The sequence below is a fragment of the Micromonospora sp. IBSANI012 genome, from assembly GCF_052814045.1.
The window spans coordinates 1,961,055-1,973,793 of sequence record NZ_CP199933.1; the positions used below are offsets into that span (position 1 = coordinate 1,961,055).

Annotated in this window: 12 protein-coding genes and 2 pseudogenes; 5 read left to right on the top strand and 9 right to left on the bottom strand. The window is 65.6% G+C overall.

The window, feature by feature from the left end:
- Nucleotides 1-40: 40 nt before the first annotated feature.
- On the bottom strand, nt 41-388 hold the full coding sequence (locus ACTWM8_RS09240; RefSeq protein WP_446213422.1) for a hypothetical protein: 348 nt from the start codon (nt 386-388) through the stop codon (nt 41-43).
- A gap of 365 nt (nt 389-753) precedes the next feature.
- A complete protein-coding gene (locus ACTWM8_RS09245) occupies nt 754-942 on the bottom strand; it encodes a hypothetical protein (protein WP_446213423.1) in 189 nt (62 codons plus the stop codon).
- 478 nt (nt 943-1,420) lie between these two features.
- On the opposite strand from ACTWM8_RS09245, the gene ACTWM8_RS09250 reads away from it, so the two are divergent.
- Entirely contained in the window at nt 1,421-1,618 is a 198-nt protein-coding gene (locus tag ACTWM8_RS09250; protein ID WP_446213424.1) for a hypothetical protein, read from the top strand.
- Between the two features lie 429 nt (nt 1,619-2,047).
- Here ACTWM8_RS09250 and ACTWM8_RS09255 read toward each other — a convergent pair whose 3' ends face one another.
- Entirely contained in the window at nt 2,048-2,209 is a 162-nt protein-coding gene (locus ACTWM8_RS09255; RefSeq protein ID WP_446213425.1) for a hypothetical protein, read from the bottom strand.
- 510 nt (nt 2,210-2,719) lie between these two features.
- Here ACTWM8_RS09255 and ACTWM8_RS09260 point away from each other — a divergent pair.
- Nucleotides 2,720-3,274 (top strand): hypothetical protein, encoded by a 555-nt coding sequence (locus tag ACTWM8_RS09260; protein ID WP_446213426.1) that lies wholly within the window; start codon nt 2,720-2,722, stop codon nt 3,272-3,274.
- 139 nt (nt 3,275-3,413) lie between these two features.
- On the opposite strand, the gene ACTWM8_RS09265 is transcribed toward ACTWM8_RS09260, so the two are convergent.
- From ACTWM8_RS09265 to ACTWM8_RS09285, 5 genes are all read right to left on the bottom strand, one after another.
- Nucleotides 3,414-3,725: a hypothetical protein gene (locus ACTWM8_RS09265; protein ID WP_446213427.1), complete on the bottom strand. Its 312-nt coding sequence runs from the start codon at nt 3,723-3,725 to the stop codon at nt 3,414-3,416.
- Nucleotides 3,726-3,859: 134 nt separating this feature from the next.
- A complete protein-coding gene (gene fxsT / locus ACTWM8_RS09270) occupies nt 3,860-7,837 on the bottom strand; it encodes an FxSxx-COOH system tetratricopeptide repeat protein (RefSeq protein WP_446213428.1) in 3,978 nt (1,325 codons plus the stop codon).
- Between the two features lie 695 nt (nt 7,838-8,532).
- Nucleotides 8,533-8,733, bottom strand: coding sequence for a hypothetical protein (locus tag ACTWM8_RS09275; RefSeq protein ID WP_446213429.1), 201 nt, complete (start codon nt 8,731-8,733; stop codon nt 8,533-8,535).
- 421 nt (nt 8,734-9,154) lie between these two features.
- A complete protein-coding gene (locus tag ACTWM8_RS09280) occupies nt 9,155-10,126 on the bottom strand; it encodes a hypothetical protein (protein WP_446213430.1) in 972 nt (323 codons plus the stop codon).
- A gap of 248 nt (nt 10,127-10,374) precedes the next feature.
- Nucleotides 10,375-10,776: a GntR family transcriptional regulator gene (locus ACTWM8_RS09285; protein WP_446213431.1), complete on the bottom strand. Its 402-nt coding sequence runs from the start codon at nt 10,774-10,776 to the stop codon at nt 10,375-10,377.
- Nucleotides 10,777-10,921: 145 nt separating this feature from the next.
- On the opposite strand from ACTWM8_RS09285, the pseudogene ACTWM8_RS09290 reads away from it, so the two are divergent.
- Nucleotides 10,922-11,281 (top strand): annotated as a pseudogene (locus ACTWM8_RS09290) (hypothetical protein); the annotation flags it as partial.
- On the top strand, nt 11,278-11,586 hold the full coding sequence (locus ACTWM8_RS09295; RefSeq protein WP_446213432.1) for a hypothetical protein: 309 nt from the start codon (nt 11,278-11,280) through the stop codon (nt 11,584-11,586). The pseudogene ACTWM8_RS09290 and the gene ACTWM8_RS09295, both read left to right, overlap by 4 nt.
- A 291-nt stretch (nt 11,587-11,877) precedes the next feature.
- On the opposite strand, the pseudogene ACTWM8_RS09300 reads toward ACTWM8_RS09295, so the two are convergent.
- Nucleotides 11,878-12,000: pseudogene (locus tag ACTWM8_RS09300) on the bottom strand (DUF2332 domain-containing protein); the annotation flags it as partial.
- A 35-nt stretch (nt 12,001-12,035) separates the two neighbouring features.
- Between ACTWM8_RS09300 and ACTWM8_RS09305 the strand changes: the two are divergent.
- Nucleotides 12,036-12,689: a DUF4304 domain-containing protein gene (locus ACTWM8_RS09305; RefSeq protein ID WP_446213433.1), complete on the top strand. Its 654-nt coding sequence runs from the start codon at nt 12,036-12,038 to the stop codon at nt 12,687-12,689.
- The last annotated feature ends 50 nt before the right edge of the window (nt 12,690-12,739 follow it).

The window sequence follows — 12,739 nt, forward strand, 5'->3', positions numbered from 1 at the left end:
GAACGTGACCTGCGCGACGACGAGGAAGGCGTCGGCTGCCTTACCTGTAGTTGGTGAACCGCAGGGGCGCCCAAGGCAGTGCGTCCCGCCAGCCGGGCAGTTCGAAGGCCCACGACGTGATCACGGAGTGGACGAGCCGCTTGTCCTCGGTGAGTGCCTGGAAGTGCGAGTCTTCGTCGCCCTCGCGGTACTCGACCTGGTATCCGCCCGCATCGGTACGGACAACCTGCGCGAACGTCTGACCGGTGGCGTCGGCGACACGTTCCACGATGAGGAACTGTTCCTCGCCGCGCTCCATGTCCGACAGCAACTCGAACAGCAGATCCTCTGAGGGGTCGTCCCAGATCTGGCCGGACTCCATCCTGACGCGAAGCAGCGCAGCAGTCATATCGCAATGATCCAGGAATCGAGCCCGCAGACGTGGCCGACCGGTGCCCGAAGCTGAGCGGCTCGGTGTTGTTGTGCGATTCCTCGCCTGAACCAGGCGTCCCGGCGCTCCCCCCAATACGCCCCCGGACGGTGAGCGACGGCGGGTAGTGGCTGGACGCAACTAGACCAGACGAGATCGACCCCCGACCGCGTTGCTGCTGGTCAGGGGCCGATCTCGCACCTGGTGGCGGGTAGAGGATTCGAACCTCTGTAGCTTTCGCGACGGATTTACAGTGCGCGCCAACTCTTGGTACGGCGCACCCCGCTCGGTAGGGATGGAACAGAAGAGGCCCGCCCAGGTGGCCGGGCGGGCCTCTTCCATGATCAGTTCAGGTCAGCCAGGTTGACCCGATGCTGATGCCGGCACGGATCAGCCGTCCACACCAGCTCCTCACGGACGGTCCCGGGGCGGACATCGCCGCCGGAGGTGTCCTGCCCCTCCGGGCCGCTCACTGCGGTGACGGTGACGCCGCACTCCGGGCACGGCTCGCCCTTAACGAAGGCCATGGTCATGTCGCTTTCCCTTCAGCCGTGGGTGGGCCGTGTCCAGCCTGAGGCATGGGTGCGACAACCAGGCGCATTTGAAAGCCGCGGCACGTTGCGGGCTCCGAGGGGTGGCCAGGGCCGGGCACAGATCCGGCACAACCGAGCGCGAGTAACGGCGGAAGATGCCGGAAACCGACGCAAGGCGTTTTGGCAGGTCAGGTGCCTCGTCGCGGGTGGCGTGGGAGGTCGGGAAGCCGGCGCTCTTACTCCAGCGGAAATGCACGAACCGGGCCTTGAGCTCTGCGCGCGAGGCCGCTGAGCAGCCACGCGAGCAGCCAAGCCGGCGAGCATCAGCGGACGATCGCGAACCGAGTCGGCATGTCGGGCTCGAGCACCAGGCGGTGGACCAGCACCCGGGTACGGACTCGTAATCCGCTGCCCCGGCGCTCTCAGCGGGCGGTTTCCGTGTCCCACAGGCTCGCGGCAAGGCGGTACGGTGCCCGGCATGACTCAGCAGCACGAATCGCGATGGAGCCTCAGCAGCACCGGAAACCGAGTACTGCTGGCCGTTGTCGTCGGCCTGGTCGTGGGATGGCTGGGCAGTGTCGCCGGCCTGACCGGCGCCGCTCACGTCCTGGTGTTCGTGGTGACTGCCGGCCTCACGTACGCGCTGGTCACTTTGCTGCACCGCTCGCGCCGGTAGCGCCCGCACGCCGCTTCCGCTCGTCGCGGGCGGCCAGCTCGTCGACCAGCTCGTCCAGGCACGCAGCGCAGCGTACGGCCAGGCCGACCCAACGCGCAGAGGGCGTCGCCACGACGGTCACGCCCTCTGTCAGCGAGTGCATGGGTGGAGGCTACCGCCGGTTGCCGCACAGCGACCCGATGAGGCAGGCGAGCAGGAGGTAGAACAAGATTCGGCCCGGGGTAAAGAACGGGCGGTCCTTGCGGGGGAGCGGGGGGAGCGGGGAGCGGTACGGTCGCCGGTTCTTGTATTCGGGCTTGTTCATCCAGGCGGGTGGGGTCACCGGGCGATCTTCGCAGTGGTGGCGGCGTCGCGGTGCACCCGCCCGGCGCGGTTGTCCGAGCCGTACGGCCATGGCCAACCAACGCGCAGAGGGTGCATTGGGGGAGGCTACAGGTGGTCGGCGAGCAGCGACCCGAGGAGGCAGGCGAGCAGGAGGATGAACGCCATCCGGGTCGGATTGAAGGGGCGGCGGGGTTTCGGGTAGCGGTACGGCGGGGGGCTGTACACGGGGCGGTGCGGGGGGCGGAACTTGGGGCGGACGCGGCTCATCGGGCGATCCTCGCACCGGCCGCAGCGTCGCGGTGTACCCGCCGGATGCGGTCCCACAGTCGCCGGCCGATGCGTAGCCGTTTGCCGCTAGCGTCGCACCAGCGGCACGGGCGGGACAGCTTGCGGTTGGACTTGCTGCGGAAGCGGCCCGATGGCAAGGTCGCGCAGCTGCTCCATGCCGGAGAGGCTAGGCGGTGCGCGGATCGCCGGCCAAGGTGTCAGAGACGGATCGCAGCTTCCGAGACGCGGCAGCAACGCTGACAGCAACCGGCCCGCACGAGGACAGCCGGCAATGGCCGAGCGCGGATCATCGCCGGAGGTCGCGTACGCGGACGGATGTTGCCGGACGGAGCGCCCAAAACTTGTAAGCGAGGCATCGGGCAGCAGCGAGGCAGTAAGCCCGCAACGCACGTGGGTCGTGGCTTGGCGCAGCCAGCGGGTGCCAGCCGGCGCTAGCTGCCCCGCCCCGTGACCGTATACAGCTGCATCTAGCGTTGATACGTTGCACCGATGGGGCACACCATGGACGACATAGTTCGATCAGCCTTCTCCCGCGCGATGGCGTCCATGTCCGACGAGCTCCCGTTGATGCCCCTCAGCCGCTGGAACGAGTCGGTCTTTCGCTACCTCTTCTGTCGCAGTCTCGCGGAGGCCCACCCGGGCGTGACGCAGTTCGTGGAGTGCGACCGGATCGACCTGGTGCTGCACCACGCCGAGGAGAAGGCGTTCGTTGAGTTCAAGTTCTACCTGCAGGCGCGAAAGTTCGATCCCTACACCGGCGGCTGGTCGGGCTTCAAAGGCGGCCCAGGCCTCAGAAACCTGGAAGAGTTTCGGAGGTGCGTCGATCACCTGCACGGTCGAAAACCGATGTACGGACTGGCGAAGTACATTGTCCTCGTCTACGCCGACCCGATCGGCGGGAGCACCCCGGGGAACCGGTACTCGGTGCACTACGACGAGTATGCCCATTGGGACGAGAAGGTCACTCTTGATCTGTTGGAATCCCGAGGGCCGATCGAGTCAGGTGAAGACCGAGTCCAAGCCAGGCTTTTTGCCGTCCATTAGGCGAGGAGGAGCGGGATTTGTACGCCGGGCCGGGGTCTTCAGTACGGCGGTGAGCATCGACACCAGTGGCGGGCGCAGGAGCGGCTCGGCGGCCGGGGCGGCGCGGCGATGAGGGACGCGGCACCCTGCAGAGGTTCCTCTACTGCTTGGCCCAGTGACGAAAGACCTCCTGCACCTCGGTGTGCCAGGGAACCCCACCGTCGTCGAAGCCCTTGCCTGGGGCCCCGGTTGCCGAGTTAACAACGAGGGCTGCCAGCGACGGTTCGCCGGCCTCGATACACAGGTCCGAAACACCGTCCAGCACGCGGCCCATTTGGTTGCTGAGGGCCACGCCCGTCATCCCGATCGCTAGACCTAGCTCCTTGTACGTCACCAGCGACCGGCGGCGAGCCGCCAAGATAAGGGCCGCTCGCGCCTGAAGGACCTGCTGTTCTCTCACCGTCGATGCCACACGGACATACTGCCGCCGCGACTAGCGCAATGGAAGAGCGGCTGAGCAGCCAACCGAGCAGCCGAGCCCGCGAACGGCGGGTGTTCGGTCTGTCTGCGGTTGCAAAGCGTCATGACAACGGACAACGACGGCCGTCAGCCCTTACGGCGGAGGGCCTCGATGTCCTCGCTCAGCTGGCGGGCCTGTTGGTGTTCGCCCAACGCGGTGAGCGTGGTGGCGAGGGAGGTGGCCGAGGCCAGAGTGTCGGGGTGGTCGTCGCCGAGGACGCGGCGGGAGCGGGTGAGGGTGTCCTCGCTCAGCTGGCGGGCCTGTTGGTGTTCGCCCAACGCGGTGAGCGTGGTGGCGAGGGAGGTGGCCGAGGCCAGAGTGTCGGGGTGGTCGTCGCCGAGGACGCGGCGGGAGCGGGTGAGGGTGTCCTCGCTCAGCTGGCGGGCCTGTTGGTGTTCGCCCAACGCGGTGAGCGTGGTGGCGAGGGAGGTGGCCGAGGCCAGAGTGTCGGGGTGGTCGTCGCCGAGGACGCGGCGGGAGCGGGTGAGGGTGTCCTCGCTCAGCTGGCGGGCCTGTTGGTGTTCGCCCAACGCGGTGAGCGTGGTGGCGAGGGAGGTGGCCGAGGCCAGAGTGTCGGGGTGGTCGTCGCCGAGGACCTTGCGGGAGCGGACCAAGCCGTCCTCACCAAGTTGGCGGGCCCGCTCGTAACTGCCGACGTGCCCTTGAGCGGTGGCCAGGAGCGTGATCGCCTGGATGAGGTCCTCCGAACCAGGATCATCCTGCAGGCTTTGCATGTGCCTCTCGGCGACCTCGACCGCGTCGTTATACCGACCGACCGCGAGAAGGTACCGGGCAAACCCTTGCGCTATCGCGCTGACCGCATCAGATGCCAATTCCGATTGATGCGCGTGCTTTAGGACGGCCGCAACGTGCGGCACCAACAGTTGCCATACGAGCCAGCCTTGCGGATCCTCGGGACTCGCCGGCGCAGTGGCCACGACGGCGCCGAGCACAGCCTCCAGCAAGTCCCTGGACTCGGTAGGAGACAGTTCCAGCCGAGTCAGTTGCTGCACGAGGGGGTGAACATTGACGCCATCGGCGGCCAGCGAGACGAACGAATACTGCCGTAAGGTCGCGAGCGCGTCGTCGAGGGCGAACTCGTCTTCGAGCCCATCACTCTGGCACTGTCGAGTCGCCTCGGCCAGCAGTTGCCGGGGAACGCCATTGGGGGCCAAGAACGCCAATATCTGCAGCACCCTTAGCGCAGCTGGATTGCGTTGACGGACACTCTCCCTCGATAGGTAGAACACTGACGCCACAGACTCCGCGTCGAAACCGCGGCTAAGTAGGTCGGCAGGGCGACGCCGATACAGCTCCAGGTAATGCGCAGGGGTAACCTGCGCATCCACGATGTAGTTGGCGGCCATCGAGAGGGCGAGCGGCAGATATCCGAGTTCGGCGGCCAGTTTGCTCAGACCTAACATGTCGTTTGATCCGGTCCGCTGGGCAAGGAACGAGGTCGCCTGCGCCGGCGAGAGGAGTTCGAGAGGGATGGCCGTGCCGAACTGTGTCCAGGCATTGTTTCGCGTGGTGATTAGCACGTGTCCAGTGGCAGGCGGCATCAGTCGATAGAGGTCATTGGGCTGCGCGGCATCGTCGTAGATCAGCAACCATCGGTCCCGCTGGGCGAGCGCGCTGAGGCCGGCCCGGGCAGCAGCAGCCGCAGAACCTTGACTGCTGAGCCCGAATACGGTCGCAAGTTCGGCGAGACCCGCCTCGATCGAGTCTACGTCCTGGGCTTGGACCCACCACACCACGTCGTACTCTGCGGCATGCCGGGCTGCGTATTGTTGTGCGGCTACCGTCTTACCTACGCCCCAAATTCCGCTCAACACGCAGATGGTTGGTCGGGCGGTGTGCTTGTCACGCTGCAGGGCCTCACTGATACGCTCAAGCACGTCGTATCTAGGGGCAACGTCAGCCACGAATACGGGCAAGTTGTTGATGCTTGAGCCGTGTCCTGGAAACGCCATTCCCGTCGCGTGTATGGTCACGGATTGACCAGCCGTCACGGAAGACCCCGCCACACCTATGACCCCGCCGCTCTGCGTACTGGGCGGGCTGTCGCCAGACGTTGCCGTAGCGCCGGTTGCTATCCGGTCCTCCGGACGTATCGCGCTCAGAAGTGCCGCCCGCGTCTCGGCGGCGCCTGAGTCCGCGCGGAAAATCGACTCGGCGGCCAAGAAGTCCGGGAGCACGGTTTCATCCACGCGGACTCCGATCAATTTGGTGCGCGACCGGAGTAGCTGAGCCCATTCTCGTTGCACAGCACCGGAGCCCACCGAGGCCCCAGACACAACGGCGACCAAATAATCCGCCGACGCCAGCCGCGCTGACAATTGGGTTGCGTCCTCGTCCCCATGAACCGAGGTGGATACGATGTAGCCTGCCTCTTCGAGTACACCCGACAACCATTCCGCCCATCGAAAGTCACGACGCACGCAGCTCACCACGAACCTCGCGTTACCGGAAAGGCTCGCGGTCGTAGCTACCGGGTCACCCACCGCGACCGGCCGATCGTCTGCCAGGTCCGTGTCGGCCACCACGTCTACCAGCGACAGGTACACCGACACGGTGACGTTCTCAAACGAATCGTCCTCGGCCGCGCTCAGGCATAGCAGGTTCGGCAGGTCCGGATATCTTTCGGCGTAGTTCTCGGCGCGCGCCTCCGATAGCGGATCCACCTGGGCAGCGACCCGTCCCTCCGGTGCCTCCGGTGGCGCGCTCGGCCTTCGATAGTGTCGTTCTAATTGGGTGAGCACCTGGGGGTCGTTGATCGCTTCACGGTAGAGCTCGCGGAACTGTGCCTGGATAACCACAAGCTTGGCAAGCACGCCGGGAACCAGGTGACCGCCCTTGAATTCGCTCGCAGCGAGTTCCTTGAGTAACACGAACATCTGCACATTGCGCTTGATCCGCCGCGGGTTGTAAGGCTTGGCTCCGCGCAGGATCACCTGACAGGCACCGACGTCGGGATCCGTCGTGAGGCCGCGCACATAATCGGCCACTCTCTGCTCGTCGGGCGGTGGCAGGGAGAATGGCAGCTGCACAATCTTTTCGAAATACGTCTCACCCAGGTTGCGCAGCGTGGTTTTCTCGGTCAAGTCCTTGTACTTGACCGCTATTGCGTGCTCGATGATGTCGCGGTCGGCAGCCAGTAGAAACACGCAACCGCGGACATCAAGGAACAGTTTGACAGTCTCGAGAATCTGCAGGGTTTGCTCCGGCAAGCAGCGGTCGAGATCGTCAATGATGATCACCAGCGGCTTGTCAGGGCATGCGACCTCGATAATGTCGCGAAAGTCCTTGTTGAACTCTTCAATAAAAGCGATTTTCTCCCGGTATGTGCGGGGGCGGTTAAATTTCGCAAAGTCGACCCCCAGTTTGACGTCGAAAATCCTCATTAGAACCATCGGGTTGGCGGCCATGAGGGCTGCGGCGCCGACGATCAACTTGAGCGCGGGAGACGTCAGTGTGCTTGCCAAGGCCGGGTACTGTCGAAGGCCTTCGTTTAGCGCCGTGTCGATCGGCTTAGCAACGTCGGCAACGGCGACGCTTGCGAACATCAGAACAAAGATGGCCACCAACGCGACCCGAAACGCCATGCCCCAGACCTTGCGCGCTACTTCCCACATGCCAGCCTGGACATGTAGCGAGCGGCGCCAGATTCGTAGCCGGACCCAGGCTCGACGGCCCCAGCCCTCGATCCGCAGGTCATTGAGGATTACCTGGATGAGGGCCGACCAGAGGTCTTCCTCGCGGCCGTACTTCCAGGCATTGAACCGGACGACTGACGTCAGTTGAAGGGCAACTAACTCCTTTTCCACCAAGTTCAGAAAAGTGGTTTTTCCGCTGCCCCATGCACCGTATATGCCGACGGTCCAAGGAGTGCTTCGGTACGCGATTCCGGCGATATTGGTGGCAAGCAGCTTGGCAAATCGGCCAAATCCGAGCGCGTCTTCGTCGCTAGCGTCATCGGGCACGGCATACGCTGGCCCAGGCTTCGGACTCTTCTTGGGGCCCTTGACGACCCAGTCGTCCCGTTCAGCACGTCGACGGCGCATGCCAGCCTCCGCAAGTCCCCAAAATGCCGCTCGCGTTAGTCTCCGGCAAGTCTGCGGTTGTCGCCGTCCGGCTTTCTGACCAACATCCGACACTCGGTGTCGTATCGGTACCGACTCCGGCCCTACCCACGGCAAACCTTGCCGCATGACGTCGTGCTGGACGCTCTGCTGCAGCGCGCCATCCTCCTCAGCGTCTGGCAGGCCCCCGCCAGTAGCCGGCGGGTCAGCGGTGGCGGTGCACGGTGTTCCAGGTGGGGCGTGGTGCTGCGGTGTGGCCACGTTAACCGGCCGGCGCCGGTGGTTTGCCAGGGCATCTGGCGGTGGCTCGCCTGACAGCAACGCCGACAGCAACGGAGACGCGCCACGGCCGGCGATGCCGCCTCCCCACGATCACGTCTGGCCGAGGCGCGGACCAGGTTGGGTGTTTCTCTTAATCCGCTGGTCCGACGGATGCGGGGTGTAGCAGCGCCTGTAGCAACGATGACGGACGACGGCGCACGATCACGTGCTCCTGCCGGGCCGGAGGGCGACGGGCCGGCCGGGGGCGGACGCAGTCGGAAGGCTGCCCAGAACTTACAAGCGAGGGGTCGCAGGTTCGAAACCTGCCGCGCCCACCACACACCACCAGCAGAAACCGCCCCAAGAGGAACGGTTTCCGTCAGAGGCCCCCTTTGACGGCTAGCTGCGGTCAGGGGTCACCGTCGGCGACGTCCAAGGGTGGGTAGGCCGCCGGAGACAACGCCGCGGATATAATTCGGCAGCGCCCGCTTAGACGGAGCCGGCCGCTCGGCCTCCTGCTCGACCTGCTCGACCGTCTCCCACGTCCGCCGGATCTCCTCCGCCCGTTCGGCCTCTGTCAGCTCCTTCGCCCGCCGCTTCGCCCGCCGCTTGGCCATAGACCTGATGCTATACGTCATTCGTCCCGGGGTCGATGGGCTCTGCACGGGCTGCACTTGAGGTGTTACGAACCGGTGGCGGATGAGGCGTAACACCTCGCGGTGCAAGCCGCTTAAGGGCGCTCAGAACCAACGAGCGAGAGGTCGACGTGGGCCGTCTCCGGGCCGTCGTGGGCCGTCGCTGGGCCGTCAAGCGCCGACCAAAGATGACCGAGGACAACGAACAGCACCCGAAGAAACGGCAGTTCAGCCGCCACGTGAGGGCGGCTGACCTGGTGGGCGACCGACGAGTCGACCTGTACGCCGGATGCGGAATCCAGCGGGTTCGGAGGGCAGCTCGATGGCGCGGAGCATGGCGAGCAGCCCACCGGTTGCGCCCATCGGCCAGTCGGGATGGGTGGAGATCCCGATCTTCGGGGTCTCAGGTCGAGGTTGTCCGGTTGAGAACGGGATCCCCGGTCGGACGGCTGCCGGCAACCGCGCCATCCCCGTTGGTCGGGTCGCCGATCGCCGGCACCGCTGATCCATCCCCGGTTCCCTGAACGGGCGCAGCGGAGACGAGCTGGTACCTAGAGATGGAGCGTGGCGCAGTCAAGGCCCCCCTGACACACTCACGGACGCCCCCCGTGTATCCAGCGTCAACGAGGAGATGCGCGAGTGCCGGCGAGAACGTGTCGACGGCGCTCACGTTGTGCTTGAGGCTTTTCATCCTGTCGGGGGCAAAGCCGTGGACGGGACACGAAGGGTTCTGCTCGGTCGGCAAGATTGAGGGAAGCCCGGTGGAGGAGGCGAGGCTGCGCCAGTAGATGCTCCCGTGGTTGATCCTAGAGATCGACGGTGTCAGGCCAACCCGCCAGTCGAGACGGCGCATCCGTTCGGTACGTCTGCGGGCGTGGATCGCTGCGTACCGTGGGTCGTGGGCCACTTGGTGCATGTGGCAGAGCACGGACACGATTTCGTCGAGGGACAGCTCGACGTTGAGCATGTTCGCCAGCGGCGAGGTTCGAAGTCCCCACTGAAGGGCGACCCGGCCATCCGGATAGATCCGCAGGATGTGGATGGCCTCGGTGAGCGCATCTGGGCCGGGATCCCGAACCTCGTACCGGCATTCAGAGCTACCGGAATATCCGACCTCGAACTGCTGATCGCCAAAGATGAGACCTGCCAGGGCATATGCGTGGTCAGTGAAATCCACAGGTTCAAGCTGCCGTGGGGAGTGACTCGGCGCGACGACGACCCAGAGCCAGAATCGGCCACCGTCGTGGAAGTTGGGCGAGCCTGAAATCGGGCGGTGGTCCGTGATCAGCCGCGCCTCGGCGCGGGCGCTGAGTTGCGGAAGTAAGCGACTTGTCACGGAGAGCGTCTTGCCGATGGCGGTCTCGAAAAACGGCATGTGGAGGGTTCCGAGCGTGAGCGGCGGCGCGGCGGGCCGCCCGAGAGCCTTTGCCGGCGGCACAGTGCATGACAGAGAAAGAGTACACGCGTCGATCTACTCAACCCGACCTCGCCCGTCGCTGGCGAGCAGCCAACGGAGCAGCCAAGCCGGCGACCAACGGCGGACAGCGACGGACCGCAGGCGCAAGCGGACGAGGACCAGGACCACGCCGACCAGCAGACCGCGACCGACTCGTAATGCGTAGATCAGCGACCGACGCGGATGCGGTCGGCGGGGTACAGCTCGCGGGAGCCGTCGGCGCGGAAGACGACCAGGACCGGGACGCCTTCGCCGATGTCCAGCTCGCGACGCTCGGCAGGGGTGGGCATCCGGGCCGAGGCGGTGTCTCCCTTGAGTAGGGTCACCGTCTCGGTCGGCTCCATGCTGCGGACGAACGTACCGCGCGGGGGTTCTACGATCACGAGCCCTTCGGACCGGAGTAGCGAGATGGCCTGCCGGACGCTTGTCCGGCTCAGCCCATACTCCTGAGCCAGCCGCAGCTCGCTCGGCAGTGACGCGCCGGGCGCGAGGTCGCCGGACGTGATCCGGTCACGCAGTAGGTCGGCGAGCTGCCGGAACACTGCCCGATCCGCGCTGGGGTCGATCACGAATGTGACGCTACGTGTCCAACGGCTCTACAGGTTATTGTATCTACAGACCTACGTATGTGCAGTGGCTTCGCAGGTACGGCGGCCGGATGACCAGCTAAGGCCCGGCTGTCGTGCCGTCGATGATGCCGAGGGGAGATCCGGTGCGGCGTGTCTCGTACGAGGAGTACCTGCTCGCTGTCGCAATGACCCTCGCGAGGCGGCATCGGCCGGTCTGGTGTTGGCGGCGATGGCGGCGGGTCTGCCGGTGCGGAGCCGAGCTTCCCTGCCGCGCCCAGCACCGGATTCCGATCAATCGTGGCCTCTGGCCGGGGGAGGGGGAGCGGTGAGCGACTGTCAGGAACAGGCAATCCTCGCGGTTCATGTCCGAGAGGCTGACGGCACGTGCGCCGGTTGCCGGGCTTGGTGGTCGAGGCTCGCTCCGTACCCGTGCTGGCAGGTGGGCTGGGCGCCCAGCTGGCAGGCCCGGACGATCACGACGCGCTTCCTGGATGGTTTCCGGTGACCAACCACGGCCCGGTCATGCCGATCTGGAGCTGCGGCGGCTGCAACGCTCCCTGGCCCTGCCCCACCCGTCGGCGGGAGTTGCGCGCTGAGTTCGCCGACGCCCCCGTCTCCCTCGCCCTCTACCTCGGCGCCTACCTCGTCCAAGCCGCCGAAGACTTGACGTGGGTGCCGGCCGGCACACTGCATCGAAGGTTCCTCGGCTGGACCCGAGAGGCCGACGGGACGGCGCCAGCAGTACAGCAGCGAAGTACAGCAACCGTGCCAGCCACACTGGACCGGAACGAGCCCTGCCAGGCCGGATGACCTCTGACGACGCCTGATCCAACCGGCTCGCCGAGAGTTCACACCGAAGAGGTCACTGGTTCGATCCCAGTATCGCCCACCATGAATATAGGCAGGTAGGAAGCCCGTCGCCGGAATCCCCGGTAACGGGCTTCTCCGCTGTTGCCCCTTAGATTGGGAGCAGATTGGGAGCACGGCGCTCCCGCCCTTGGTTGGCCTGGCATTCCGTATGGTCCTGGGCGGGCGTACACCGGCGTGCCCTGGCTCGGATCCGTCGGTTGGCAAACTCCTCTTGCGACCGGCTTGATCGCATCACGCGAACCAGATGATCGCCTGCTCGTGTGGGGCGGTCCAGGCCAGTGGCATCCCGTCCAGGGCGAGTACGTTGTGCAACGCGACGCCTGGCGGTTCCGGCAGCGAATCGTAGGGCAGCACGTCCGCGTCGCGATGCGGTCTGAGAAGGTGTGTCCATGACGGCGCAGGCAGCGCTCAGGGCGGCGCTACGTGACGTGGTCGCGCCTGCAGCAAGGGCCGAGGGGTTCAAGGGGACTGCGCCCACCTGGCGAATGACCAACGCTCTAGGTGACTGGGCTGTGGTCAACGTGCAGTCCTCCGCATACAGCACCTCGGAGTCGCTCCGGTGCATCATCAATCTCGCTGTTGCGCCCGCGCCATGGCTCGCTTGGCAGCAGCAATCTCTCGGGTCACTCCCCAAAGCGTTCAACGAATCGCTGGGCTTGTACCGCCACCGACTGCACCCCACCGGCACGCCTCCTGGCACGGACGGCTGGTGGGAGGTCAGCGGCGAAAGGGGAGATCCATCGGCGGCGGCAACCGACATGACCGAGCAACTGGCTATCCACGGCTGGCCAACCCTGAAGCGGCTGATGGACCGAGAAGCACTACTCGACCAGATCCGCTCCGGAGACCTCGGACGCATGAAAGCCAAGAACTTCGGGGTCTTCTTTGCTCGGGCAGAGGCCCTCATGCTCGCCGAGAATGGCCCCAGCCCACGGCTCGAAGAACTCCTGAGCTACGCCACGGCTAACGTCATTCCTGCCCAGCATGACAACGCCGTGAGATTCGCCGAATGGGTGCGGACCCGCGCAGCATGCTCGGGGTGAGGTTCTGGCGACGTCCGCTAATGCCGCCGACCAGGCGCCACGCTCCATGA

Coding starts and splice junctions, on each gene's coding strand:
- ACTWM8_RS09240 (WP_446213422.1), bottom strand. CDS start 388: ATGACTGCTGCGCTGCTTCGCGTCAGGATGGAGTCCGGCCAGATCTGG.
- ACTWM8_RS09275 (WP_446213429.1), bottom strand. CDS start 8,733: ATGGCCAAGCGGCGGGCGAAGCGGCGGGCGAAGGAGCTGACAGAGGCC.
- fxsT (WP_446213428.1), bottom strand. CDS start 7,837: ATGCGCCGTCGACGTGCTGAACGGGACGACTGGGTCGTCAAGGGCCCC.
- ACTWM8_RS09305 (WP_446213433.1), top strand. CDS start 12,036: ATGACGGCGCAGGCAGCGCTCAGGGCGGCGCTACGTGACGTGGTCGCG.
- ACTWM8_RS09280 (WP_446213430.1), bottom strand. CDS start 10,126: ATGCCGTTTTTCGAGACCGCCATCGGCAAGACGCTCTCCGTGACAAGT.
- ACTWM8_RS09245 (WP_446213423.1), bottom strand. CDS start 942: ATGACCATGGCCTTCGTTAAGGGCGAGCCGTGCCCGGAGTGCGGCGTC.
- ACTWM8_RS09255 (WP_446213425.1), bottom strand. CDS start 2,209: ATGAGCCGCGTCCGCCCCAAGTTCCGCCCCCCGCACCGCCCCGTGTAC.
- ACTWM8_RS09260 (WP_446213426.1), top strand. CDS start 2,720: ATGGGGCACACCATGGACGACATAGTTCGATCAGCCTTCTCCCGCGCG.
- ACTWM8_RS09250 (WP_446213424.1), top strand. CDS start 1,421: ATGACTCAGCAGCACGAATCGCGATGGAGCCTCAGCAGCACCGGAAAC.